The 22524-nt window shown below is 69.9% G+C and carries 38 protein-coding genes and 1 pseudogene; 6 read left to right on the plus strand and 33 right to left on the minus strand.

Annotated features, from left to right (window positions below; genetic code table 11):
* Nucleotides 1-245: 245 nt before the first annotated feature.
* From AC067N_RS06500 to AC067N_RS06540, 9 genes are all read right to left on the minus strand, one after another.
* A complete protein-coding gene (locus AC067N_RS06500) occupies nucleotides 246-617 on the minus strand; it encodes a hypothetical protein (RefSeq protein ID WP_478677781.1) in 372 nt (123 codons plus the stop codon).
* Nucleotides 618-705: 88 nt separating this feature from the next.
* The gene (locus AC067N_RS06505) at nucleotides 706-1335 is read right to left on the minus strand and encodes a hypothetical protein (RefSeq protein ID WP_478677782.1); all 630 of its coding nucleotides are present in this window, start codon (nucleotides 1333-1335) and stop codon (nucleotides 706-708) included.
* A gap of 28 nt (nucleotides 1336-1363) precedes the next feature.
* Complete coding sequence (locus AC067N_RS06510) at nucleotides 1364-1669, minus strand: hypothetical protein (RefSeq protein ID WP_478677783.1); 306 nt, start codon at nucleotides 1667-1669, stop codon at nucleotides 1364-1366.
* Nucleotides 1666-2241, minus strand: coding sequence for a hypothetical protein (locus tag AC067N_RS06515; RefSeq protein ID WP_478677784.1), 576 nt, complete (start codon nucleotides 2239-2241; stop codon nucleotides 1666-1668). The genes AC067N_RS06510 and AC067N_RS06515 overlap by 4 nt, the downstream gene beginning before the upstream one ends.
* Complete coding sequence (locus AC067N_RS06520; RefSeq protein WP_478677785.1) at nucleotides 2238-2633, minus strand: hypothetical protein; 396 nt, start codon at nucleotides 2631-2633, stop codon at nucleotides 2238-2240. Before AC067N_RS06520 ends, AC067N_RS06515 begins: the two co-directional genes overlap by 4 nt.
* Before the next feature lie 163 nt (nucleotides 2634-2796).
* Nucleotides 2797-3216, minus strand: coding sequence for a hypothetical protein (locus AC067N_RS06525; RefSeq protein WP_478677786.1), 420 nt, complete (start codon nucleotides 3214-3216; stop codon nucleotides 2797-2799).
* The gene (locus AC067N_RS06530; protein ID WP_478677787.1) at nucleotides 3213-3947 is read right to left on the minus strand and encodes an ATP-binding protein; all 735 of its coding nucleotides are present in this window, start codon (nucleotides 3945-3947) and stop codon (nucleotides 3213-3215) included. Before AC067N_RS06530 ends, AC067N_RS06525 begins: the two co-directional genes overlap by 4 nt.
* A gap of 9 nt (nucleotides 3948-3956) precedes the next feature.
* Nucleotides 3957-4778 (minus strand): hypothetical protein, encoded by an 822-nt coding sequence (locus AC067N_RS06535; RefSeq protein WP_478677788.1) that lies wholly within the window; start codon nucleotides 4776-4778, stop codon nucleotides 3957-3959.
* Between the two features lie 37 nt (nucleotides 4779-4815).
* Nucleotides 4816-5367, minus strand: coding sequence for an HNH endonuclease (locus AC067N_RS06540; RefSeq protein WP_478677789.1), 552 nt, complete (start codon nucleotides 5365-5367; stop codon nucleotides 4816-4818).
* A 111-nt stretch (nucleotides 5368-5478) separates the two neighbouring features.
* Here AC067N_RS06540 and AC067N_RS06545 point away from each other — a divergent pair, with 111 nt between their 5' ends.
* Nucleotides 5479-5691, plus strand: coding sequence for a type II toxin-antitoxin system prevent-host-death family antitoxin (locus AC067N_RS06545; protein ID WP_478677790.1), 213 nt, complete (start codon nucleotides 5479-5481; stop codon nucleotides 5689-5691).
* Between the two features lie 61 nt (nucleotides 5692-5752).
* Here the strand turns inward: AC067N_RS06545 and AC067N_RS06550 are convergent, their stop codons facing one another.
* From AC067N_RS06550 to AC067N_RS06655, 22 genes are all read right to left on the minus strand, one after another.
* A complete protein-coding gene (locus AC067N_RS06550) occupies nucleotides 5753-6088 on the minus strand; it encodes a hypothetical protein (RefSeq protein WP_478677791.1) in 336 nt (111 codons plus the stop codon).
* Nucleotides 6085-6294 (minus strand): helix-turn-helix domain-containing protein, encoded by a 210-nt coding sequence (locus tag AC067N_RS06555; protein WP_478677792.1) that lies wholly within the window; start codon nucleotides 6292-6294, stop codon nucleotides 6085-6087. Before AC067N_RS06555 ends, AC067N_RS06550 begins: the two co-directional genes overlap by 4 nt.
* 100 nt (nucleotides 6295-6394) lie before the next feature.
* Nucleotides 6395-6817 carry a hypothetical protein gene (locus tag AC067N_RS06560; protein WP_478677793.1) on the minus strand — a complete coding sequence of 141 codons (423 nt, stop codon included), beginning with the start codon at nucleotides 6815-6817 and terminating at the stop codon, nucleotides 6395-6397.
* Nucleotides 6818-6882: 65 nt separating this feature from the next.
* Nucleotides 6883-7344: an endonuclease VII domain-containing protein gene (locus tag AC067N_RS06565; RefSeq protein ID WP_478677794.1), complete on the minus strand. Its 462-nt coding sequence runs from the start codon at nucleotides 7342-7344 to the stop codon at nucleotides 6883-6885.
* A gap of 41 nt (nucleotides 7345-7385) precedes the next feature.
* On the minus strand, nucleotides 7386-7544 hold the full coding sequence (locus tag AC067N_RS06570) for a hypothetical protein (protein WP_478677795.1): 159 nt from the start codon (nucleotides 7542-7544) through the stop codon (nucleotides 7386-7388).
* A gap of 193 nt (nucleotides 7545-7737) precedes the next feature.
* On the minus strand, nucleotides 7738-8283 hold the full coding sequence (locus AC067N_RS06575) for a WhiB family transcriptional regulator (protein ID WP_478677796.1): 546 nt from the start codon (nucleotides 8281-8283) through the stop codon (nucleotides 7738-7740).
* The gene (locus AC067N_RS06580; protein WP_478677797.1) at nucleotides 8280-8900 is read right to left on the minus strand and encodes a hypothetical protein; all 621 of its coding nucleotides are present in this window, start codon (nucleotides 8898-8900) and stop codon (nucleotides 8280-8282) included. Before AC067N_RS06580 ends, AC067N_RS06575 begins: the two co-directional genes overlap by 4 nt.
* A complete protein-coding gene (locus AC067N_RS06585) occupies nucleotides 8897-9298 on the minus strand; it encodes a DUF6205 family protein (RefSeq protein ID WP_478677798.1) in 402 nt (133 codons plus the stop codon). Before AC067N_RS06585 ends, AC067N_RS06580 begins: the two co-directional genes overlap by 4 nt.
* A 3-nt stretch (nucleotides 9299-9301) precedes the next feature.
* Nucleotides 9302-9592 carry a hypothetical protein gene (locus AC067N_RS06590; protein ID WP_478677799.1) on the minus strand — a complete coding sequence of 97 codons (291 nt, stop codon included), beginning with the start codon at nucleotides 9590-9592 and terminating at the stop codon, nucleotides 9302-9304.
* Nucleotides 9589-9873 (minus strand): hypothetical protein, encoded by a 285-nt coding sequence (locus AC067N_RS06595; RefSeq protein WP_478677800.1) that lies wholly within the window; start codon nucleotides 9871-9873, stop codon nucleotides 9589-9591. The genes AC067N_RS06590 and AC067N_RS06595 overlap by 4 nt, the downstream gene beginning before the upstream one ends.
* Complete coding sequence (locus tag AC067N_RS06600; protein ID WP_478677801.1) at nucleotides 9870-10199, minus strand: hypothetical protein; 330 nt, start codon at nucleotides 10197-10199, stop codon at nucleotides 9870-9872. The genes AC067N_RS06595 and AC067N_RS06600 overlap by 4 nt, the downstream gene beginning before the upstream one ends.
* Nucleotides 10196-11026, minus strand: a complete 831-nt coding sequence (locus AC067N_RS06605) for an exonuclease domain-containing protein (RefSeq protein ID WP_478677802.1) — start codon at nucleotides 11024-11026, stop codon at nucleotides 10196-10198. Before AC067N_RS06605 ends, AC067N_RS06600 begins: the two co-directional genes overlap by 4 nt.
* A gap of 81 nt (nucleotides 11027-11107) precedes the next feature.
* The gene (locus AC067N_RS06610; protein WP_478677803.1) at nucleotides 11108-11908 is read right to left on the minus strand and encodes a hypothetical protein; all 801 of its coding nucleotides are present in this window, start codon (nucleotides 11906-11908) and stop codon (nucleotides 11108-11110) included.
* Nucleotides 11905-12393, minus strand: coding sequence for an HNH endonuclease (locus AC067N_RS06615; RefSeq protein WP_478677804.1), 489 nt, complete (start codon nucleotides 12391-12393; stop codon nucleotides 11905-11907). Before AC067N_RS06615 ends, AC067N_RS06610 begins: the two co-directional genes overlap by 4 nt.
* A complete protein-coding gene (locus AC067N_RS06620; protein ID WP_478677805.1) occupies nucleotides 12390-13274 on the minus strand; it encodes a PD-(D/E)XK nuclease-like domain-containing protein in 885 nt (294 codons plus the stop codon). Before AC067N_RS06620 ends, AC067N_RS06615 begins: the two co-directional genes overlap by 4 nt.
* Nucleotides 13271-13702: a hypothetical protein gene (locus AC067N_RS06625; RefSeq protein ID WP_478677806.1), complete on the minus strand. Its 432-nt coding sequence runs from the start codon at nucleotides 13700-13702 to the stop codon at nucleotides 13271-13273. Before AC067N_RS06625 ends, AC067N_RS06620 begins: the two co-directional genes overlap by 4 nt.
* The gene (locus AC067N_RS06630; protein WP_478677807.1) at nucleotides 13699-13983 is read right to left on the minus strand and encodes a hypothetical protein; all 285 of its coding nucleotides are present in this window, start codon (nucleotides 13981-13983) and stop codon (nucleotides 13699-13701) included. Before AC067N_RS06630 ends, AC067N_RS06625 begins: the two co-directional genes overlap by 4 nt.
* Complete coding sequence (locus AC067N_RS06635) at nucleotides 13983-14336, minus strand: hypothetical protein (RefSeq protein ID WP_478677808.1); 354 nt, start codon at nucleotides 14334-14336, stop codon at nucleotides 13983-13985. The genes AC067N_RS06630 and AC067N_RS06635 overlap by 1 nt, the downstream gene beginning before the upstream one ends.
* 161 nt (nucleotides 14337-14497) lie before the next feature.
* Complete coding sequence (locus AC067N_RS06640) at nucleotides 14498-15130, minus strand: hypothetical protein (RefSeq protein ID WP_478677809.1); 633 nt, start codon at nucleotides 15128-15130, stop codon at nucleotides 14498-14500.
* On the minus strand, nucleotides 15127-15522 hold the full coding sequence (locus AC067N_RS06645; protein ID WP_478677810.1) for a hypothetical protein: 396 nt from the start codon (nucleotides 15520-15522) through the stop codon (nucleotides 15127-15129). The genes AC067N_RS06640 and AC067N_RS06645 overlap by 4 nt, the downstream gene beginning before the upstream one ends.
* 87 nt (nucleotides 15523-15609) lie before the next feature.
* Nucleotides 15610-15801 (minus strand): hypothetical protein, encoded by a 192-nt coding sequence (locus tag AC067N_RS06650; RefSeq protein WP_478677811.1) that lies wholly within the window; start codon nucleotides 15799-15801, stop codon nucleotides 15610-15612.
* Nucleotides 15798-16022 carry a helix-turn-helix domain-containing protein gene (locus AC067N_RS06655; protein ID WP_478677812.1) on the minus strand — a complete coding sequence of 75 codons (225 nt, stop codon included), beginning with the start codon at nucleotides 16020-16022 and terminating at the stop codon, nucleotides 15798-15800. The genes AC067N_RS06650 and AC067N_RS06655 overlap by 4 nt, the downstream gene beginning before the upstream one ends.
* Before the next feature lie 258 nt (nucleotides 16023-16280).
* On the opposite strand from AC067N_RS06655, the gene AC067N_RS06660 reads away from it, so the two are divergent.
* Nucleotides 16281-16727 carry a helix-turn-helix domain-containing protein gene (locus AC067N_RS06660; RefSeq protein ID WP_478677813.1) on the plus strand — a complete coding sequence of 149 codons (447 nt, stop codon included), beginning with the start codon at nucleotides 16281-16283 and terminating at the stop codon, nucleotides 16725-16727.
* A 146-nt stretch (nucleotides 16728-16873) separates the two neighbouring features.
* Nucleotides 16874-17278 carry a hypothetical protein gene (locus AC067N_RS06665; protein ID WP_478677814.1) on the plus strand — a complete coding sequence of 135 codons (405 nt, stop codon included), beginning with the start codon at nucleotides 16874-16876 and terminating at the stop codon, nucleotides 17276-17278.
* Here AC067N_RS06665 and AC067N_RS06670 read toward each other — a convergent pair.
* A complete protein-coding gene (locus tag AC067N_RS06670; RefSeq protein WP_478677815.1) occupies nucleotides 17214-18845 on the minus strand; it encodes a recombinase family protein in 1632 nt (543 codons plus the stop codon). The genes AC067N_RS06665 and AC067N_RS06670 overlap by 65 nt on opposite strands.
* A 44-nt stretch (nucleotides 18846-18889) precedes the next feature.
* On the opposite strand from AC067N_RS06670, the pseudogene AC067N_RS06675 reads away from it, so the two are divergent.
* Together AC067N_RS06675 and AC067N_RS06680 are read left to right on the plus strand one after the other, a co-directional pair.
* Nucleotides 18890-19600 (plus strand): annotated as a pseudogene (locus AC067N_RS06675) (ammonium transporter); the annotation flags it as partial.
* Between the two features lie 3 nt (nucleotides 19601-19603).
* The gene (locus AC067N_RS06680; protein WP_055539461.1) at nucleotides 19604-19942 is read left to right on the plus strand and encodes a P-II family nitrogen regulator; all 339 of its coding nucleotides are present in this window, start codon (nucleotides 19604-19606) and stop codon (nucleotides 19940-19942) included.
* A gap of 105 nt (nucleotides 19943-20047) precedes the next feature.
* Here AC067N_RS06680 and AC067N_RS06685 read toward each other — a convergent pair whose 3' ends face one another.
* Nucleotides 20048-20524 (minus strand): hypothetical protein, encoded by a 477-nt coding sequence (locus AC067N_RS06685; RefSeq protein WP_478677816.1) that lies wholly within the window; start codon nucleotides 20522-20524, stop codon nucleotides 20048-20050.
* A 424-nt stretch (nucleotides 20525-20948) separates the two neighbouring features.
* Between AC067N_RS06685 and AC067N_RS06690 the strand changes: the two genes are divergently transcribed.
* Nucleotides 20949-22505, plus strand: coding sequence for an oxidoreductase (locus AC067N_RS06690; RefSeq protein ID WP_478677817.1), 1557 nt, complete (start codon nucleotides 20949-20951; stop codon nucleotides 22503-22505).
* Nucleotides 22506-22524: the final 19 nt, after the last annotated feature.

Below are 22524 nucleotides of genomic sequence, written 5' to 3' on the forward strand. Positions count from 1 at the left end.
GTAGGCGGCGAGTTCGGACTCCAGCCGCTGGGCGCGCGCGTTCAGTCGCTGGTTCGTAGCGCGGGCCACGGCGAGTTCGGCGGTCTCGTGGTTGGGCACAGCTTCTCCTCGGGGATGATCAGGGGGCCGGACGCCGGTAGGTCGAATACCGGCGGCCGGCGTTCTGGTGCGCGGGGTGTCTGGTTGCCGGTCCCGCGTGGGTGTTCGTCGGCTGGGCGCGGGCTACACGACGGGGACGGTGGGGGTCACTCGCTCCAGCCGATGAGGCGGAACTCGACGCCCTGTTCCTCCAGCTCCCTCTTGGAGCTGCACTGCTCGGACGCCCAGACGAGGCGGAGGATCGCGTCGCCGTGGGAGGGCGGGCTGGTCTGGTACTCGCCCCACAGCCACCCCGCGTCGTCCAGCCAGACGGCGTCGTGCTTGTCGGTCGGGCGCTCGGCGGGCGGGGCGATCCCGGCTTCGACGGCGGCTCGCAGCCACTTGGCGGCCTCGTTGGTGGACTGCTCGCGCTCCTCGCTGGTGAGGTCGTTCCAGGCGGGGAGGTAGCTGATGGCCTCGTGGGCGATGCGCTGGCGGTGCTGGGCGAGGCGGAGGGCGCGGGGGTCGATGGTGGTCATGGTCGTGTCCTGTTCGGTTGGTGTCCCGCCCTCTTGGCGAGACGGTGCGGTTCGTGTCGATGGCGGGAGGTCGAGATGGACGGGACCGTCACACCGCCCCCGCGGTGTCCTCGCGCTTCCACTGCTCCTCGCGGTCGCGGAGCCGGCACTCCACCTCGAACACGCCCTCGTGGTCGCCGGTCTCGCGGGCGGCGGCAGCCAGTTCGGCGAAGCTGTCGCGGATCTCGTTGCGCTTCGCCTCAACCGCCGGGCGCTCCAGCTCGCGGATGCGGGCGCGGCGGGCGATCAGTTCCGACTCGCGGCGTGCGGCCAGTTCGCCGAGTTCCCGCTTCTCGCCGCGGAGCCGCTCGATCGTGGCGCGCATCCTGGCAAGTGCCTTCTCGTCCTCGCCGTGCCAGCGGATCAGCTTCGCCTTCTCGGCCTCGGTGTCGGCGAGTTCGGCGCGCTGGCGGCGGATCTCGGCGATCAGTGCGGCGACGTCTGCCGGTGCGTGGGCGATGAAGCGGGCGTTGGCGTAGGACTCGGTGTCCGTCCGGTCGGCGGTCAGGGTGGCGATGTCGCCGTCGGTGTTCATGCCGGTGGTCGTGGTGCGGGGTCGGGCTTGGATGGTGTAGGTGCCGTTGAGGTCGCGGTGGGTGCCCCATGGGCCGGGGGTGGCGGCTGTGTGGCGGGCTTCGATCTCGGCGAGCTGCTGCTCGGTGAGGGGCTGTGTGTTCATGGCGTCTCCTGGTGTGGTGGGCGGGGGCTCACGCGGGGGTGGTGGCGCGGGCTGGTGCTCCGCTGCCGGGGCAGGGGTGGCCGTGGGGTCCGTGACGGCGGATACGGCCAGCAGCGGTGATCAAGTGCCGGACGGTGCAGACCGGGCAGGCGGCACGCTGGCGGGGCTGGGGTTCGGTGCGGGGGATGTGGAGGCCCCATCCGCTGGAGATCAGGTATTCGGCGGCTCGTTCGGCGGCACCGCGTGGTGTGCGTTGGCCGGGTGGGGTGGTGAGGCGGTAGTCGTCGTAGGCGGCGGCGATGACGGCGATCGCAGCGTCCGGGATCGAGGTCACTGGGTGGTCTCCCTTCCGCAGTCGCAGAGGACGCGGCCGTTGCGGGCGGTGAGTTGGCGCCAGCGATGGAACGGACACGGCGCGACGAGAGCCGAGCCGGTGGGGTGCTGGACGATCGCGTAGCGCGGGTTGTACGGGCCGCCCATGGCTCTCAGAGGCTCTGTGGCGCCGCAGACGAGGCATCGCCCCACCCGACCCCCAGAAAGCTCCTCGTAGAGGCTCCTGCGGGATCCGGGGCAGTTCTTCGGCGGCGTGACGTGCCGGGGCTGGAAGACGAGAGTCCGTCCGGTGGGCCCGTCGGGTTCCTGTCCGGCGCCGACCGCCTTGCCGTCGCACAGGCCGCACACCAGCTCACCGGCAGGGGCGTCGTCGGTGGACAGGAAGTCGCCTTGCACGGCACCGGTGCACCACAGGCTGTAGACGGTGCGGCCGTCGCCGTAGCGGACGCCGGAGCGGACGCGATGCCAGCGGGACATGCCGCGGGTGCGGACGAACCGGGGGCCTTCGGTGAGGGCTTCGGTGTCGAGGCTGACGGTGCTGCCGGTGATGGGCGGGATAAGGGCGACGGTCACGGCTGGGCCTCCCAGCTCGGGCAGTCGATGACCGGGAACGCCACCCCGTCGGGCCACGCGCCGATGTCGCACCCTTCGGGGACTTCGGGGCAGTTGCAGTACGGATCACCCCAGCAGCCGCCGGCCGGGGCACCGGGGTCGAAGTGGCGGCAGGTCTTGCAGGCGCGGACGTCGGGGTTGTGCCAGCAGCGGGCGACGTGGGCTTTCGCCGCTGCTTCTTTGGCGCGGCTTTGTCCGCAGTGGGGGCAGCGGTGGCGGATGACGGTGACTGCGATCGGTGTGGCGGTGGCGAGGCGGTGGCGGTAGGCGGCGGTGTGCTGGTCGGCGATGGCCGTGGCGAGGGTGTGGGCGAGCCAGTCGGCGTACACGGTGGCGACGGTGAGGGCGGTCATCCGGCTTCTCCTGTCTGGCGGGCGGTCTGTGTGGCGGCGTGGGCGGCAAGCCGTGCGTCGTGGGATTCGACGGCGAGGCGCCGGCCTCGGGGGCTGGTGCAGCGTTGGCCGGGCGGGGCGTGACACCACGGGCAGCGGATGGACCACTCCGGCGGCTTGTCGGTCACCCGGGGATTTCCTTCGGGGTGAAGCCGGCCGGTCGGTAGCCGACGTGCCGGGCAAGGAGTTGGGCCGCGGCCTGGAGGAGGTAGGCCTCTTCGGGTCGGGCGAGTTCGAGGGCGGCGCGCCAGTCCCAGACGAGCGCTGCGGCGGGGTGTGCGTCCGGCTGGTGGAGAAGGTGGGCGATCTGGTTGAGGGCTTGCAGGCCGCGGCGAAGGGCTACGCCGGTGAGGCGCGTGCAGTCCGGGCAGAGGGGCAGAGCACTGCTGTCGACCAGGTGGACCAGATCGGGAATCGTGGATTCCTCGCAGCGGTGGCATTCGGCGAGCCGGGTGGTGTGGCGGATAGCTGGCCGTACCGGCTCGAAGGGGCCGAGGTAGTCGTCGGGTTCGCGGTGGGTGGGCGGTGAGACGAACTCGGTCACGAGACGCTCCGGAGTCCGCGGCGGAGGTCGGGCCCGTCGAAGCCGACGATGGTCGCGGTCTGCGCGAGACGGGAGGCGAGCCGGTCACCGAGGCGGGTCACCAGGTCCGCGGTGGGGGCGCCGGTCTTGATCGGCAGGTTGGTGGTGATCAGCAGCGGAAGGGACTCGTTGTACCGGTGGTTGACGATCCGGTACGTGGCCTCTTCGGTGAACTCGGAGAGCTTCTCGGTGCCGAGGTCGTCGAGGAGGAGCAGCGGGATCTGCATGAGGCGCTTGAGTTCGTGCTCGCTGCCTTTGTCGGAGCCTCCGGGGCGCAGCAGGCCGTAGAGGTCGGGGGCGGTGGTGGCGATCATCTGGAAGTTGCGGGGGCCAGCTTCCGCGATCCTCCGCAGTGCTCCGTACGCCTGGTGCGTCTTTCCTGCGCCGATGTTGCCGTGGAGGACGAGGATTCCGGCGCTCCGGATGTCGTCGGCTGCTCGGTCGGCCCATGCCTGCACGTGCGGGTGCGTGGCGGTCGCTTGCCGGTACCGGTAGGGGGCGGCGGTTTCCCAGCGGCTGAGGGCGAACTCGGCGCGTTGGCGGCGGTGGTACTCGGGGTGGCCGGGCTCGTCGGGCGTCGGCTCGTCGTCGATGGGGCCTGCGGTGACGTCGGGGGCGTGTTGGGCGATGCCGGCCATGAGGCGGGCGAGCATGCTGGGCCGGTTCTCGGCGAGGTTCTGAGGGTCGGTCATGGGTGGCTCCTAGAAGTGGCCGAGGTCTGCGGCGCGGTCTTCGGGGGTGGGTTCGCGGTAGGGCTGCCAGCCGCCGGACACGGCGCGCAGCTGAGGCCGGCCGGGCTCCGGCTGGGGGTCGGGTTCGTCGTCGTAGCAGCCCTTGTTGAGCCAGGTGGCGGGGTACTTCGTGTACTTCGCGTCCTGGTCTTTCCGCTCGTGGGCGTAGCCCTTGGCGGCGGCGACGATGTGCTGGGGGTCGGCGCCGCGCTTGATCGCGGCGATCCACGCCTTGCGTGCTTCTTCCTTGGCCCTGCGCTTCGGGTAGGTCAGCCAGAAGGCGCCGAAGGCTTCGAGGCAGTGGTCCTCGGTGGGCTCGTCTGTCTGAGCCGCAGGCGAAGAAGAGTCTTCTTGTAGTGGTGCTTGTGTTTCTTCTGCGTTATGGGGTCCGGATTCCGGACCCCCAGGGGTCCGATTTTCGGACCCCCCCGGTCCGGAATCTGTACCGGTCCGGTTTTCGGACCGGTCCGGAATCTGTACCGGTCCGGATTCCGGACCCCCTTCCTGGGCTGACCTGCTGTGACGCTTCGCTTTGGGGAGGGTGTAGACGGTTTCGCCGCGCGGCCCCTGCTGGCCCGTGATGACGGCGAGTTCGCCCATCTCGATGAGCTTGTCAACGGCGGCCACGACGGAGGAGCGGGCCGCGTTGCTGCGCTGGACGAGCATGGTCGTGCCGGCGTAGGCGGTGCAGCCCTTGCCGTACGCCTTGTCGGCGATCGCCAGCAGTACGAGGCGGGCAGTTCCCTTGGACTTGGAGTGGTTCCACACCCAGTCCTGCGCGTCGAGGCTCAACGGGGCCCTCTTTCGTTGGTGCCGATTGGAAGCGGTGTTACTGGGCTTGGTGCGTGCGGTCGCCCTTGCGGCTGTTGCAGGGGCGGCAGAGGACTCGGAGGTTGTCCGCCGTATCGGGGCCGCCGAGGGACCACGGGTAGATGTGGTCGAGGGTCAGGTCGTCCGTGGCGGCGCACTGCACGCACGCGTGGCCATCTCGGTCGAACACGGCGGCGCGCACATCGGCAGGGATGGCGGCTCGGTTCACCTGGCCGCCGCGGAGGGCAATCTTGGCGGCTCGCGCCTCGGCCTTGCGTCGTTCCCTCTCGGCTCTGGCTTTCTCTTCTGTGAGACGTTCAGGGGTGAGCAGCAGGAGCCATGTGCCTTGGAGGCCAGGCGAGTTGTGTTCGATACGTGCGTGGCCGTTGGTGATCATCAAGGCGACGGCTGTTCGGATCTCGTCGACGCTGAATTCGAGATCGTGTGCCATCTCGTCGTAGTCGAGAGGCCAGGCCTGGCAGCCACCGGCGCTGGCGTCGATGCGTCGGGCTATGGCCTTGGCGACGCCTGATCCGAACTGTGTGTCGGTGACCCAGTAGAGGACACGCATGGCGGAGTTCTCGTTTCGGTCGGCTTGGAGGGGCTTCACCCCATCCGCTTCATGTACATCATAGCGGTGAACGCGGTGAAGTACACGATGATCCTGAGGTACACTCCCGACATGACCGCGCCCAAGAAGGAGCACCAGGAGAAGATCGCCGAGTTCCGCAACTCGCTCGCCGACGCGATCGAGCGGGCCCGCTACTTCGACGAGACGACCGTGCTGACCAGCCGTGGCAAGCGCGTTGCCGTCCTGGTTGGCATGGACTTCTACGAGCGCGCGCTGGAGGCGCTGGGCGAGCAACGCGTGCTGGTCACGCCGGCCGAGTCCTGACACCGTCTTCTCCTTCCTCTGGCCCCGTACCGTCCGTACGGGGCCTTCGTGCTGCCGGGGCTCAGTCGCGGGCTTGGTTGGCGCGGCGGGCGTCCCAGACCGTCGTGTCGCGGTATTCGCTGTGAGCCAGGGACGGCGACGAGGCGCGGTAGCCGTGGCGGGCGAGCCGCGCCTTGACCGAGCTGAGGCGGACGCCGAGGACTTTCGCGAGCCGGTACTCGCTGACGCCCTGCTCGACGAGGACGAACAACGCCTCCGTGAAGTCCTTGCTGATCTGCCGCTTCGGGTCGTTGACGGGGGTGGTGCCGTTGACGGTGCGGGCGATGGCGTACATGGCGCGGAGTTCTTCGGCGACTTCGGGGGTGACCGCGTCGGCCGGGGTGTCGTCGGCGGTCATGAGGCGGTCTTCTTCCTGCTGCCGCCGCGTGCCCGGAAGGTGACGCCGGCTTCGACGAGGAGGGCGTGTGTGGCGCTGTAGCAGCGGCCCAGCTCGTTGGCGATTTCCTGGACGGTGGCGCCCTCCCGGTAGCGGCTGGCGGCCTTCTGGCGGGCTTTGTCGCGGGCTTCGCCGCGGAGGGTGATGCCGGGCGTGTAGTCCCTCATCGGGGTTCCTCTCGTGGGTGGTTGGGGGGCGGGAGCCCGCCGGGGAGGTGGCGGGCTCCCGGGTGGCGGCCGTTGGGGGAAGTGGCCGCCGGTCAGGTGGTCAGCGGACGGGGACGGTCCCGGCGATGGCGTCGGAGATGTCGGTGACGAACTGGTCCCGCTCGCCGTCCGGGACGTCGCTCGTGAACGCGATGTGGATGCGGGCCTGCAACGGGCCGTCGTTCCAGCCGATGTCGATGGCGCGCGCGTGGGGTTGCAATCCGTCGGCGCCGAGGCGGACGGCCCACTCGGACATGTCGGCCGCGCCCTTGATGAGTGCGTGGATCGCGAGGGCCGGGGCGTTGAGTTCGGAGGCGTCGAGTGCCTCGGACCATGTGGGCCCGTCGGTGTCGCGGGTGCTTTCGATGCGGGCGTCGAGCATGGCGGCGTAGGCCTGTTCCGGGCGCGTGTCCGGCCCGTGGGCGGAGACCTGGCGTGCGGCTTCGGCGCGGAGGTCTTCGTCGGTGTACGGGCGGTCGCCCATGGTGTCTCCTTGGGGTTGGGTGCCCCGGCCGGATTCGGGTCGGCCGGGGCGCTCGTGGGATGCGGTTACCGCTGAGCGCTGACGCTCAGAAGTGGATTGCCTTGGCCGTACTCGGCGAGGTACTCCGTCGCGCGCTCTCCGAACTCCTCGAAGAACCCGAGCCGCGTGTTGCAGAAGGTGCAAAGAAGGCCACGCACCACACCCGACTTGTGGCAGTGATCGACGTCCAAGTGCCGACCCTCCTTGGGAGGGTTTGCGCAGATCGCGCACCTGCCGTCCTGTGCCTCGGACAGCTGGGCGTACTGCGCAGCGCTGATCTCGTAGCCGCGCTTCAGATGACGGTTACGCCGTTTCTCCGGCGCCTCCTCGCCATTGCGGACACGGGTCGTGGGCCTACACGTTGCGCAGGTTCCTCGACGGCGGCCACGGCCGCACCGGTGGAACGACGATGCAGGTTTGACCTGCCTGCACTGGACGCATCTCCTATCCGGCTCCTCGGATGCGGGCGCCGCGTTGATCTCGCTCAAGTCGCTTCCTTCGAGTCGAGCCCCTCGTCGGGGCGCTTCGGTTAGTGGCGGTGGTGGTCGGCGGCGTACGCGACAGCCCACGTGGCGGCCGCCACCAGCCCGCCGACCGTGAACGTGACGGCAGGGCTGGCACCGTCGGAGTGGGCGACCGCCGCAGCAACAGCCCCGAACAGCAGGCCCGCAGTGAAGTGCCGTCTCATGACTGGTCCTTCGGTCGGTTCGCGCACACCGTCCGGTGCGCATGGATGGGGTTCGAGGCGAGGAAGTCGGCGACCAGGGCGCGGCCCGTGACCCGGCGATGCTGCATACACGCGGCGCACAGGAAGTCAGCGACAGCGACCTGACCCCGCTCCATACGCCGCACCGCGAGACCGCCCTGCCACGGGCCGGACATCACACGGCCGCCTTCACCCGCGGCCGGGACCGCTCCCGCTCATCCGCGAGATGCAACGGCTGCACACACCCGCTCACCTCACACAGCCGCTTCACCATCCCCTTCGGCTCACGACCCCGGTCAGCGATGAACGCCACCTGCCCCGGCGTGAACTGACGGCCCCGGAAGATCGGCGTCTTGGCGCCAATCCACATCAGGTGCCCGCCAGTCGACGCGTTGGCGTGCCGGTCGAACAGCTCCCGCACCGTGCGAGGCGGGGGCTTCTTCGGGCCGCGTTCCTGCGCGGCCGGCCGGCGTGTGAGGCGGCCAGCCTCACGGAGGAGGTCCCAGCGCTCGTCTTCGGTGAGCCCGCCGAGGACGCCGTGGAGTTCGCGGGTGTCGAGCGCCCACTGTCGGCAGGCATCGAGGGCGGGGCAGCGGCGGCAGTACGCCTTGGCCGCGTCGATCTCGCTGCGGTTGCTGCTGGGGTACATGACGTCGTTGCCGAGGCCGCGGCAGGCTGCGTGGGCCTGCCAGTCGGGGACGGCGCCGGTGTAGTTGCTCATCGGGCCACCGCCACGGTCTGTGTCGGCCAGTGCACGCCGTCGAGCGCCCGCCGCTGCTGCTTCGGGAGGTCGACCAGCGGATAGCCCAGCCAGTCCATGCCCATGGCCGCGAACACGGCGGCGTCTGCTGCGTCGTACTTGCCGGGCCCCTCGCACCAGATGCCGAGCTGCTCGTTGACGAACGAGCAGACCATGCCCTTGCAGATCCGGGCCCGCTTGTCGCGCGGGTGCTCCCTTGCAGGGTTGGCGACGCCGGTGGCGTAGGTGTACCGGGACTGCGGGTTGGCCACGGCGAACGGGATACCGCGGCGGTGGAGCTCGGTGGTGAGGACCCACCACAGGCCGGCGAGCTGGTGGACGGCGGAGCCCTTGGCGCCGCGGGCGACGTCCTCGATGACGACGAGGTCGGCGGCCTTGGCGCGGTCGGCGACTTCGCGGCGGAGGTAGTCGATGCGGGCGTGGCCGGTGAGTCCGGGGTGGCGGATGGCGTCGGCCCAGTCGGCTCCGGCGATGCCAAGGCTGTTGAGGCTGGCGTCGATTCCGATGACGAGAGGGCGGGGCCCGGCCGCCGCGGGGGTGGCCGGGGTCTCGACGTTGAACAGGGTCGGCGCGCTCACTCGGCACCGTCCTCGTCCGGCCACACGATGCGCGGCTCGACCTTCACCGCGCGGCCGTTACGGACGACGCCCCGCCACATGTCGGTGTTGTCCTCGCCCTCGCACTCCAGGCGGCCGGTGAATGTGTGGCGGGGGAAGGCGTCGATGACGGCCTGCACGTGCTCGATGAGGTGGTACGCCTTGAACGAGTCGTCCCAGCGAGGCATCACCACGGAGGCGGTCTTGCGGACCAGCTGGCCCTCGTCGGTGTCGATGGTCTCCTCGTCGGCGCGGAGGCGGACGTCGTAGTTGCCGTTGTCGTTCGGGCTGCCGGGCAGGAACTGGCTGTCCTTGAACTCCTGCCAGGTGAGCGGCGGCTCGATGCGGATCTCTCCGGTGACTCGGGTGTAGTAGCCCATGGGTCAGTCCCCCGTCGGGTTGGTGGTGGTGTGGTCGTCGGCTCCGACCGGCTCGTACAGGTCGGCGATCTCGGCGCCGTACGCCTTCAGATGCGCGGTCAGCTGGTCGAGGAGGAGCAGCGCGTCCGGGCCGACGTCGTGCGGCTCGTCGTTCACCCAGTCACCCGCAGCGTCGTCCCAGTGGGCGGCGAGGTACGGGCGCCGGCTGCGGTACCGGTCGAACAGGCAGTACGCGATGACCGTCAGGCCGATACCGACGCCGAGGGCGAAGCCGTACGGGAGGAGGTCTCTCATGACGCCTCCAGCAGTGACGTGGTGGCGCACGTCCAGCACTTGCGGGTCCACCGGCCGGTGGCGTGCGCGGTCGTGGACTTGCAGCGGGGGCACGGCGCGCACTCCGCGAACGAGGCCTCGCCGGTGTCGAGGAGCCGCATCAGCTGGTCCTCGGTGAGGACGGTGCCGCGGGCCGGGGTGGCAGGCGCGGGGATCGGCTCGTCGGGCAGCAGCAGCGGGCGGGGCCGGTGGCGGCCGTTCGGGGCGACGACCTGACGGACGTAGCGGCGCAGAGTGGTCACGACGCCACCCCCTGCCGCAGGTCGTGCAGTTCCCGGGTGTCCGCGATGTGCGACGTCTGCATGTCGTCGAGGCGCTGCTGCAACTCGCCGACCGCGCGCAGGGCCAGGTTCAGCCGCCGTTGGAGTTCGGCGTCCCCGACCGGGGGCTTCGGCTCCTGAAGCGGGGTGCCCGGCTTACGGTCCCGCTGCTGGTCCAGTTCGGCACGGAGCCGCTGGATGGTGGCGACGTGCCCGACGATGAGCTTGTTGGCGTCCTCAAGCTCCTTCGCGGTGCGCGCGAGTCGGGCGAGTACGGCGGCGTGCTTGGCCGCGGAGACGATCCTCACGACGCACCACCGATCGGGCGCAGCGGCCACGTGCCGTCAATGACCGCGTCCGGGTTGTGCTTCTCCCCGCTCCTCGCCGGGTCCCGGAGCCACTCTTGGTAGGAGGCGGCGTCATCGGCGGCCCACTTCACCTGGCGCTGGTGCAGCTCCTCGACGGTGACGTTTGCGAGGTCGTCGAATCGCTCGTACCGGCCGCGCCGGTTCGTGAGGCCGTGCACCCACGCGGGCCGGTGCTCGGCCGGCGTGTGCGCGATCGCCCCCATCTTGTACGCGGCCCGCGCGGACTGAAGGGCGTCGTACTCGGCTCCGTGCGCCGCGTCCTCGTCCCACGACAGGCCGTACGTCTCCGCGGTCGTCCGCATCTGGTACGGGCCCTGCGTGGGGCTCACACGCCGCCGGTAGGGGGCGGCGTGCTTGTCGAGGACCATCGTGTCCACGACCCGCGTGAGCGGCTGGCGGCAGATCCCTTCGAGGGTGTCGCCGAGGTGCCGCACGCACTCGTGGTTCAACAGGTTCAGGTCGAAGGTGCCGAGGTTGTGCCCGACGAGCGGTGTCCCCGCGGCGACGACTTCGGCCACCGACTTGGCGATCTCCGCGACCGCGGCGGGCGCCGGGGTGCCGTGCTCGGCGAGGTACTCGTCCGTCAGCTTGTGCACGGCGATCGCGCCAGGCTCCTGCGGGATACCGGGGTTGACGAGCCAGGTGCGGGTGTCGGTGGGCAGTTCGCCGCCGACGAGAATCAAGGCGCAGGAGACGATGCGGGCGGTCTCGGGGACCTTGTCGGAGCATTCGAAGTCGAGGGCGGCCATGCGCTGGCGATGCCACATGGTGGTTCTCCTTACGGTGTGGTTGCCTTGGGCCAGGCAGCCCCGCGATAAGCCCGCGGGGCTGCCACTCGCATGTGCGGGCTACGCGGGGGGCTGTGCGGTCTCGGGCCAGTCGGTGGAGCCGTGGACGGCGTCCTCGTCCCACACGCCGTCACTGGCCGTCTCGTCGACGTCGACGCGGCCGACGCTGTACTCCGCCGCCTGGGCCTGTTGCGGCTCCTCCACGGCGGACTGTGCGGGCGTGGGGGCGGTGATGGCGGCCACCGACAACGGCGCCTTCGCCGGAAGCACCTGACCGGTCGTGAACCCCTCGTACTCCTCCGACGCATACGGCATCCCGTGCAACGCGTCCGAGGCGATCAGCCTCGACAACTCGCCCGTCGCGCGGGCGATGAGCATGCCCTTCGGGTTCTTCTTCCACTGGTCCTTACCGAGGAGCCCCATCAACCGCGCACGGTCCACGGTCCACTCGATCTCCTGCCAGTTATCCGACCCCTGACGGCGGCCCCGCATCACGCAGCGGGTGTCGTCGGAGTGGACGAGCTCGATGTCGTGTCCCTGCTGCTGCACGATGGCGCGCATGGCGTGCGCCCTCAGCGCGGGCGTGCCTTGGATGACGTCGATGGACTTGAGCGTGGCCATCGGCTTCAGCCCCAGCTCGGCGCCGGCGAGGATCGCGGCGGTGATGTCGCCGGGCTTGCCACGCAGGGACTGCGGGACGAAGGAGGTCGCGGCGAGCTTCTGCGCCATCTGGTAGGCGAGGTCCGCCTCCTGGGCCCACGCCATGAGGGAGGTGGTCCCGGCGGTCGGCGCCGGGGTGGGAAGCTGGTTCTGGGTGGCGACGGCTTGCTGCTCGTCGCGGGTGGCGATCTCGTTACTCATGCGTAGTTCTCCCGGGGGAAGTTGGGGCGGGCGTATTCGCCGAAGAACCTGATGGCCGCCGCGTCGTAGGCGCGGGCGGCGTCTTCACGGGCGTCGTAGTAGCCAAGGGAGATCCGCTGCCCCTTGACGACGATCAAGGCCCTCCAGCGCTCGCCAGGGGCGTGCTGGACGCCACGGAAACCAGACCTGTTGTCGCGCCGCATGCGCTGATTGGCCTGGTTCTGCGAGGCCGTTGCAGGTCGGAGATTGGCGCGTCGGTTGTCGAGCCCGTTGCCGTTGATGTGGTCGACGTACGCCAGGCCTGTGACGAAGTTGTGCATGCCGCGCGTCGTGTACTTGCCGCCGTCAGGCCGGTAGTTCTGCTTCGCGTACGACGTGTTGAGCGACCGCTGCGCGTACCAGGAACCCGCCTCGGTGACTCGGTCGAAGTCTTCGTCGTCGACGAGGGCGACGCCGCCGCAGGTGAGTTGGATTTCCCTCGTCACAAGTACTCCTCGGCCTGTCGGATGGTGTCGTAGGAGGGCATGCCGATCGTGGGGATGTCGTCGACGGGGCCGGTCCAGTCGGGCCACTCGCCGGTGCGCTCGCAGTCGGCGTAGATCCGCAGCGCGCGCTCGTTGCGGGCGCGGCCGATGTCCTCTTCCTGAGCGGCGAGTTCACGAACCGTGATCAGGTACGGCGGCTTCTTCGACTGGAAGACGAAGACGAACCGGGCCCCCTCCGGCGCCAAACCCGCAGCCTGAACGCCGTCAAGGTAGAGGGCGCCTTGCTGGTGGTAGCTGTAGGAGGCGATCGCCTTGCTGCACGCCACCGGGTTCGCGTCCGTAGTCGTCTTCAGGTCGACGACGACCGTCACGTCCGGCCGCACGATCAGCCAGTCCGGGCGCACTCGGCAGCGGACCCCGGTCGCCGGGTCGGTCCAGTACACCGACCGCTCCGCGATGCCGTTGCCCGGCGCGAACATCGGGCCGGCCTGCCGGTGCCGACGGACGGCGGCCGCCATCGCGTCGACCTGTTCCTTCTCCTTCGGCAGGAGCGGGATCTTCCCGGCGTCGTAGGCAAGGTCGCGTGCGGCCTGCGCGTCGCCGGTCCTGTAGTTCGGGTAGGGGATCTCGACGATGTCGCTGCCCTTGCCGAGGACCGCGGCGTGGACGGCGTTGCCGAGGTCGAACTCCCGCTTCGGCGGCTGAGGGTGCCGGCGGTCGTAGTGGAACTGGGCGGGGCAACCGGGCTCCAGCAGTTCCCGCAGTCCGGTGGAGGAGACCGACGTGAGATCGGCGTGGTACTCCTCGGCGGTCAGGTCGTCACGGACGACCGGGCCGGCGGCCGGGGCCGTGGTGGCCCCGGCGTCGGTGGCGGTCGTCACGAGGCCCGCCTGTCCTGCTGCTCGGGCAGCGGGTTGGTGGCGAGGTGCTTGCGGGTGGCGCGCATCGACGGGTGCTTGATCTCGCTGGCGCCCTTCAGGAAGCGGGACGTCACCCGCTCCACGGCCGTCAGCTCAGCCAGCAGGCGGCGCACGTTCGGGATGTCCACCTCGACCTGCGCGGTGTCCATGCTCGCGACGTCCTCTACCTGCTCGATCGCGGCGTCCAGCTCGCCCTCGCGGGGCACGCTGGCGACGACCTCCGCCAACTCGTCGAGGGCGTCGAGGATCGCGTCACGGTCCTTGGGCTCGGCCCAGTGCTGGACGAGCTGCATCAGGGTGTCGCGGCGGATGTCGTCGACGCGGAGGACGCCGTGCAGGTGGTTGGTGCCGACGACGAACGACAGCGGCGGGTTCGTGGAGTGGTTCATCGGAGCTGCCCCTTCGGGGAGGTGGTGAGGAGGAGAAGGAGAGCGGCCACATCCCGGAGTGCTTCACGGGACGCATGCCGGGCGTTGTCCCACTCACGCAGCAGCGGGTACACGGCCTCGGAGCGGATCGCGCGGGCCAGCCACGGGCGCGGGTCGAAGTCGGTGAGCGCGGCGTCGTGCGTCAGGTACAAGACCGCCGCACACGACGCCCACCCGCAGACCGCCAGCGAGATCGCGGCGGGGACGGTCAGATCGGCGAAGAAGAAGACGAGGATCTCCATCAGGCACCGCCCGCCCGTTGCGGGTAGGTCCCGCCGTGGACGCGGACGACGTGGCCGTGAAGCTCCTCTTCGGCCGACCCGTCATCCACGTGCCAGACGCTCGTACGCCAGCCGCAACCGCAGACGCGGGACACCTTGGCGTCGCGTCCCTCGACCGGGCCGAAGCCGAACGGGCTCAGCTCCGAGAAGTAGCCACAGCACTCATCGGCCTCACACGAGTACGGGTCGATGACCGGAGCGAACGGGCGCCGCTCGTCGTCCTGCGGGCACCGGCACACGGCCTTCCGCGCGTTCCGACGAGCCAGCATCCGCGCCTTGATCTGCGCCTCAGTCGGCCGCTCCCACGCGTGCATGCCATGACCGCGAACCCAGCGACGGCCGTGATGACCGCGCTCCGTGCCGCACCAGCGGCAACCGAACGGAGGCGTAGCACCGACCGCCCAACGGACAACGTCGTGACGCAGCCCCGTGCGGTCGTCGCGGAGTTGAAGGGCGGGAACCCACTGCCTGATCTTCATCGGGTACCGCCCGTCTCGGGCAGGTCGTGGCCCAGCCGGTACGCGTGGTGCAGCGCACTGTGGAACTCCGGCTCCCGCTCGGGAACGACCGGGCGCGCACGCAGCTCCCGCACCGCGTCGTCCAACGCCTCGTTCGTCGAGTGCCGCTCCGCCTCCAACTCGGCAACCCGAGCACGCAGAGCAGCGTTCTCCGTCACCACCTCGTCGGCCCGCTTCACCAACGCCCTTGCCGCAGGAAGCGCCGCGCCGTAGATCCCGAATCGCGCGATCTCGTTCCCGATCGAGGCGCGCTCCGCCCGCAGACGCTCGGCCTCCTCCAGCACCGCAGCCAGCACCGGCGACACCACCGACGCCGCACGCTCATCCATCAACGCCAGCAGATCCAGCCCGCGGCCCGCCGTGATCGGGTCCCGAGGCGCCGGGCCCGCAGACATCGGCAACGCGTACGCCGACCCGACGATCCCGCGCTCCGCCAACTCCGCCAGCGTCGCCATCTTGAACGGCGGGCACTTACACGAGCCCTCCACCGCATACAGGCCAAGCCCGCTATCGGTCACCGCCCGCCGCTCCCAGCACACACCGTCCCGCGTGTTCACCGCCACCGGGTCATGCGACATCGGGGCGCTCACGCCGCCACCGCCTGACGGAACTCCGGCATCATCTGCTCGTCGTCGGTAACCAGCACCGACACCAACACCGTCACCGGCGGGAACTTCGGCAGCTCCGCCTCCGTCGCGGTACGCAGCGTCCACACCTGCACCCCGTCACCGGCCCGCGCCACGGTGATGGCGCCGCCCCGGGCCTCCAGCCAGTGGCCCAAGGTCTCCACGTCAGTGGCGAGGATGCGCACGGCGTCCGGGCTCGGCTCCATGCGGGCGCCGGACGGGAGGCCGTAGACGTTGCACTCGGTCTCGACGGCGAGACGGTTGCGCTCCAGCATCTGCATCTGGACGGCGAACGGGAGGTGGATCGTGCTGGTGAAACTGTTCCGACTGGGAAGGTCGGTAGGCTGTGCGGTCACGGGGACCTCTCTTTCTGTGTGTTGAAGGGGTCGCCGAGTCGTTGGGCCGTCATCCGGGCAAGGGGGCGGCCCATCGGCGTGATGGGGTCAGGCGGCGGCCGGGGCCGGCCTGTCGTCGGCCTGAGGCCGGGGCGCCGGGACGTCGCCGCCAGGGCGCGTCATGATCCGGCGGAGTTCTTCGACGAGCTCGGGGCTCGGGTCGGGTGCCGCCTTCACGCGCTCGCGGATCGCGGCGACCATCGCGTCGCCGAGAATCGCGCGGCGTTCCTCGCGGGTCATGCGGCGGCCTCGATCGGGATCCGCTTGATCTTCGTGCGGAGGTCGAAGTCGTAGGTCTCCGACAGCCGCATGGCCGTGTTCAGGTCAGGCTGGGCTTCGCCGCGGAGGATCCGGGACACGGACGATTCGGCGATTCCGGTGCGGCGTGCGATTGCGGCCTGGGTGTGGTCGCCGCTCGCCTTGATGGCCTTGAGGAGTTCTGGGACGTCGAGACGGAACACGTAGTCACCTCCCTCGCTGGGGGGTTGGCAGGGGTTGTCGCTGGTAGCAGGAAGTTCCTTGCTCACAAGGAAGACTCTGCCACGAACCTTCCTTGCGCGCAAGGAAGGTGGCGAGGTGAGTTGAGTACGATTTACATCGAACGCTCGTTCGCATATGACAGTGGCTAGTGTTACTGCAGGTCAGTGGCCTGTTCACCGACCTTGCGGGCCTGAGTTTTCCTAGCTATCTCCCTACCTAGGGAGGTAGAGTCATTCGACATGACCGACCGGACCCCCACACACGCGCAGCGATTCGCCGCCATCGTCGTGCCCGCAGCCGAACGCGCCGGCTACACCGACCGCGGCAGCAAAGCCCGATTCGCACGCGACACCGGTATGCCCGAGAGCAGCGTCACCCGCCTCTGGCAAGGCAAATCCCTCCCCGAAGCCCGCTTCTACCCCGCCATCGCCAAGGCAGCAGACATCGACCTCGGCACCCTCCTCGTCGAATCGGGCGTACTTTCACAGGAAGCTATCCAGTCACTGTCCGAAACTGACCGATCGCGGGTAGGCTCTAATCTCACTCCGGAAGAAGCGGCTGACGGGCTCGGAATCCGGGACGCAAGCGATCGCGCGCGCTTCTACGCAACCGTCGAACGCCTCAAGCGTCTCCCCGACGAAACCCCCGAGCAGGCCGACGACGGAGGGACGGCAGCTCAGATGTGACATGGGGGATGCGCATGAGGCTCGCGAGCGGCACAGCAATCGCTTACACAGCGGTGGCGACAGCACTTTGCGGAGGGGTAGCGCTCGCCCTCAACGGCATACTCCACGACCAGATCCCCCACTCCCTCGGTGGAGTGGGGGCCGTCATGATCGCTCTCACCACTGCGGCACTACTCGTCATCCGCCGGTGGGTCACCGACACCCGCACCGAACGCGGACTCCTCGCCACCGCCCAGCGCGAGGCCCAAACAGAACGGGCCCGCTACATCGCAGCCCAGGCCGCCCTGGAAAGCGAGCGCACCCGAATGCGCCGCGACCTCGACGCCGAGCAAGCAGCCCTAGCGGAACGCGCACGCGTCGAACGCGACGCCCTCGAAGCCGAGTTCGAAGAACGCCGCGCCGACCTCATCTGCGAAACCATGGAATCCACCGTACGGATGTTCCATGACGGCAAGTTCGCCCCCGACACCCGCCGCGACGCCACCCTCATTCAGTTCCCGAACCAGCAGCAAGAGCCCCGGTCTCGGGGGCGCGGAGTGGTCGGTCCCTGAACCCCGGCTCCCCCACGAACGAAAGCCGGATCCGGTCGTCCTCCAGCGGACGCCGGCCCAAACCCTTCGCCTTGTACAGCCGCACCGTCACGATTCTCCGGATCACCTCGCGCTTCTGATCCATCGTGAGCCCCGGCAGCAGCGGCTCACCATCGGTCGCAGGACGGCCATTCCACACAAGGTCCGGATCCTTCGCCTCAAGCAGCTGGAGCAGCAGCGGAGACGGCCCAGTGAAAGTCTGCAACTTCTTCCGCGCGGCATCCAGCCTCGGCTCCAGCCGCGACTCCATCGACGCGAGTGACGCCGCCGACAGCTTGAACCGGCCGGCCTCCTCATCGAACTCCTCGGCCAGACGGCGGGCCTCACTCAGCTGTTCCTCGTAGCTGTTGATGAGCTTCTGCGTGGCGGACGCCATCTCCGCGACCTTGTCGTCCTTCGGGACGAGCGCCGCGCGGGCGGTGTCCTTGTCACTGAACCAGTCGATGACGTGTTCCTCGACGAACGCGTCGATCAGCTTCTCCGCGATGGACGTGTCCCGCTTCTCGGAACAGAACAGCGAGGCCTTGCGCCGTGTGCCGGGGGACAGCCACTGGAGCACCGCGTGGTCACCGCACTCGCCACACAGGGCGATGTAGGACAGCAGGTGCTTGGGCTCCGTGCCCCGCTGCAAGTTCCGTGCCGGGTCGGTCACCTTCGCCGTGACCCGGTTGAACAAGGCCCGCCCCTCAGGGGTGTCGAGCCCCTTGAGTGGCGCCCACACGGCCTTCACGTAGGTTCCGCGGTGCAGCCGCTCACCAAGGTAGGCCCGGTTCAGGATCATCCTCCGGGCCGTCAGTACCGACCACGGCTTTCCGTCGTGGCGGGCCGCATCCGGCTCCGAGGCCAGCCAGCGAGCGAGCGCCTTGAGGGAGTGCCCCTCGTCGATCCGCTGCAACGCCTGCACCACATACGGGCCGCGCACAGGGTCTTCCGTCTGCCCAATGCAGCGGCGTCGGCCACCGACGACCTCGTAGTTACGGACGTACCCGTAGATCGCCTTACCGTGGGGCATGCCCTCGCTGGCGGTGCGGGTCATGGTGCGGAGGTTGCGGTCGCGGATGCCTTCCGCTTCGTCTTCGGCGTCGACCGCGTGCATGGCGGTGGCCTTGCGGTCGTCGCGGCGGGACAGGTCGTAGATCTGCCCGTTGTAGCAGAGCAGCGTGTTTGTCGACATGCAGGCGTTGCGGAGGCGTACGTACGCCTCCAAGTCGCGGTAGTAGCGCGACGCCTCGAAGGCGACGACGATCCGCCGTACTCCGGCGGGTGGGCTGTCGTGGGTGATCGTGTCGATCAGGGCTTCGAAGTCGTCGCGTGCCTTGCGCCCGTGCCGGCTGGCCGAGATGTCGGTGTCTTTGAACTCGTGGGCGATGGCCCAGTTGTAGGCGGCGCAGAGGTTGCGTCCGTTGGCGAGTTGGTCTTCGACGGAGCTGCCGATGCCGCTGGCGTCGTCGCTGTTGCGTCCGTAGAGGAGGCCCTCGAATTGCATGCCGGGGAAGACGAGGTGGATGTATTCGGGCGCGTAGGGCATGGGTTGATGGTAGCGAAGTTCAGTGGGGGTAAGCCCGGTTGTGCCCGCACAACCTGCCCATGGTCATGCTGGGCGCGGGTCTGCTCTGGTTCGGCTGGTTCGGCTTCAACGCCGGCTCCGCCCTCGGCGCCAACGGCCTCGCCGCCGCCGCGTTCCTCAACACCCTCGCCGCCGGCTGCACGGGGCTGCTGGGCTGGCTGTTCGTCGAGCAGAGGCGCGACGGCCACCCGACGACGCTGGGCGCGGCCTCCGGCGCCGTCGCGGGTCTCGTCGCGATCACCCCCTCCTGCGGCTCGGTCTCGCTGCTCGGCGCGCTGGTCATCGGCCTCGCCGCCGGTGTCGTCTGCTCGTACGCGGTGAGCTGGAAGTTCCGGCTGAACTACGACGACTCCCTCGATGTCGTCGGCGTCCACCTCGTCGGCGGGGTCATCGGCACGGTGCTCATCGGCGTGTTCGCCGTCGAGTCGATGACCGGCGGTCCCGAGGGCCTGCTGCACGGCGGCGGGCTCGGCCAGCTGGGCAGGCAGGTGGTGGCCGTGGTCGCCGTCGGGCTGTACGCGTTCCTCGTGACGTACGGCGTCGGCAGGGTGATCGACAAGCTGCTGGGCTTCCGCGCGGACGAGGAGCACGAGCACACCGGTCTCGACCTTACGGTCCACGCCGAGACGGCATACGATCACGGCGTCCTGGGCCACGGCGCCCCGGTCACCGCGTCCGTTCCGTCCACTTCCTCCACGCAGAAGGCCAAGGCTTAAGGCATGAAGCTCATCACCGCGATCGTCAAGCCGTACCGCCTCGACGAGGTCAAGACCGCCCTCCAGGAGATGGGCGTGAACGGTCTGACCGTGAGCGAGGCCAGCGGCTACGGCCGGCAGCGCGGCCACACCGAGGTCTACCGCGGCGCCGAGTACCAGGTCGACCTGGTCCCCAAGGTCCGCATCGAGGTCGTCGTGGACGACGCGGACTCCGAGGCCGTGATCGAGGCGATCGTGAAGGCCGCGCAGACCGGCAAGATCGGCGACGGCAAGGTGTGGGCGCTGCCGGTCGAGACGGTGGTGCGGGTCCGCACGGGCGAGCGCGGTCCGGACGCGCTCTGACGCACCGGGACGAGGGTGAGGGGTGGTGCCGCCGGGCGGGCGGCACCACCCCTCACTCGTTCACCCTGGTGCGGCGGGTACTACGAGTGCGGCGGGTACTGCGGATCAGTCGAACACGAACGGGCCCGGCGACTGCGGTCCGCTCGCCGTGCAGCCGACCGGGAAGCCGAAGACGACCATCTGCAGGGAGCCGCCGTACGCCTCCAGGCTGTCGCCGGGGGCGACGGTGCCGGTGAGCGGGCCGACGACCATGCCGTCGCCGGCGGCCAGCGCCGGGTTCTCGGTGCCGGTGAAGGACGTGGTGCCGCCGCCCGCCTTCACGAAGGTCAGCGTGGACCGGATCGAGTCCTCGGCGAGGGCGATCGGGGCGGTGATCTCCTCGGAGGAGAGGGTGACGGTGGCGGAGGTGCCGTCCTGGGTGGCCGTGAGCGTGGCCACGCCGGAACCGCCGATCGCGCAGGTGGCGTTGATCGTCGCGGACTGCGGGGTGACGGCCGCGGCGGCGGGGGCGAGAGCGAGGCCGGTGACGGCGAGCGTCCCTGCGGCGAACGCCGCGCCGACTCCGAGTCGTATGCGTCTCATCGAGCGATTTCCCTTCCCTTGCACGGGAGTTGCACGAGGCTTGGGGACAGCCCCGTGCGGCCCGGTACGGGCATTGCCATGTGGGGGCGGTACAACGCGCGGCCGCGCGGCGGAATCTGACGGTCCGCCATCGGAACGGCTCCATTGAGGCGCGCGGGGCCTGAGATTGCAAGAGAAGTTCTGCCGGTTGCGCCAAGGGTCGACAAAAGTGGCCGAACCCCTGCGTCGATTGCCCGCTCAACCACTCCGGCACGGACGGACACCGGGGCGTTCTGCCCCACCTGGCGCGGGTTGTCCGCGCCCGGAGCCGGCTGTCCACTCGCGGGCGGTCGATTCTCACATGCCCCGACAGCCTGTTACCGGCCGTAACGCTACGGCGCGGGCGCCCTCTGGCGCCGCCGACGAAGATCCTTACCCTGTACGGGTGCTGTCCTATGACGAGTTGACACCGCCGGAGCGCGCACTGTGGGACGCGTTCCCGGAGGGGCGGCGGGTGGACCTGCGCACGGGCGGCCCCGAGGACGACGTCGCCGGGGGCGGGGAGTGGGGGCCGGAGCGAACGGTGCGGGCCCAGGTGCTCGCGGCGCTGCTGCTCGGCGGCAACGCCGCGCGACCTGGCAGCATCGCGTGTCTGAGGCTCGCCGGGGCGCGTCTGAGCGGGCGCCTGGACCTGGCCGGCGCCCAGCTCTCCCACGCGCTCTGGCTGGAGGACTGCTGGTTCGAGGAGTCGGTGAACCTCCTCGGAGCGTCGACGCAGACACTCGTGATCACCGGCAGCCGGATACCCGGCCTCGGGGCCGATTCGGCCCGGATCGAGGGCAACTTCGACCTCCGCCGCTCCGTGGTGGAAGGCGGCGCGCTCTCACCGTTCAACCGGATGGCCATCGCCCTCTCACTCACCGACGCACGGGTGGCGGGCGGCCTGCTCCTCAACGGGGCGCGGTTGATCGCGCCCGACGGGTGGGCCCTGTCAGGTGGCGGCCTGGCCATGGAGGGCGGCCTCTTCTGCCGGGACGGATTCGTGGCGCACGGCGAAGTACGCCTGGTCGGAGCCCAGTTGCCGGGCACCCTGACCATGCGGGGGGCACGGCTGGAGGGACCCGGCCCGCGTGGTGTGGTCCTCGCCCTCGACAATGCCGTGGCATCGTCGATCACGCTCACCCGGGGGTTCACCGCGAACGGCACCGTGAGACTGCGCGGCACCCAGGTCGCCGACCGTCTGACCTTCGGCGGCGCCGTCCTGAACGGCCCCTCCGACGGCGACGGTCCGGCCCTCGTCGCCACGCGTCTGCAGGCCGTCGACCTCGACCTCACTCTCGCCCGGCCCCCATCGGGCGCCCTGGACCTCCGGGGCGCCCAGGTGTCGTACCTCCACGAGAACGAGTACAGCTGGCCGGAGACGGTGGACCTGGACGGTTTCGTCTACGGCTCGATCAAGCGGGAGGAGGCGGACGGTGCGCGTCGCGAGGCCGTGGGCGACCGGGAGTCCGTGGCCCGCCGGGTCGCCTGGATACGGAGCGGACAGGGCTACAACCCGCAGCCGTACGAACAGCTGGCGAGCTGGTACCGCAAGGCCGGACACGACGACGACGCCCGCCGGGTACTGCTCGCCAAGCAGCGGCATCGCCGCCGTACGCTGGCCCCCGCCGCCCGCGCCTGGGGCCACCTCCTCGACGTCACCGTCGGCTACGGCTACCGCCCCTGGCTGGCGGGGGTCTGGCTCCTCGCCCTGACCCTCTTGGGCACGCTGGTGTTCGACACCTACCCGCCCACCCGGGTGAAGCCGGACGAGGGCGCCCCCTTCCAGCCCCTCGTCTACACCCTCGACCTGCTGATCCCCATCGGCGGCCTGGGCCAGCGCACGGCCTGGTACTGGACGGACGCCTTCCCCCGGGGACTGGCCTACACGCTGATCGCCTTCGGCTGGATCCTGACAACGGCGGTCGTCGCGGGCGTCACGCGGACCCTCCAGAGGAACTGACGGAGGGACCGCCCGCCCC

This window comes from Streptomyces sp. NPDC042364 (assembly GCF_056437585.1).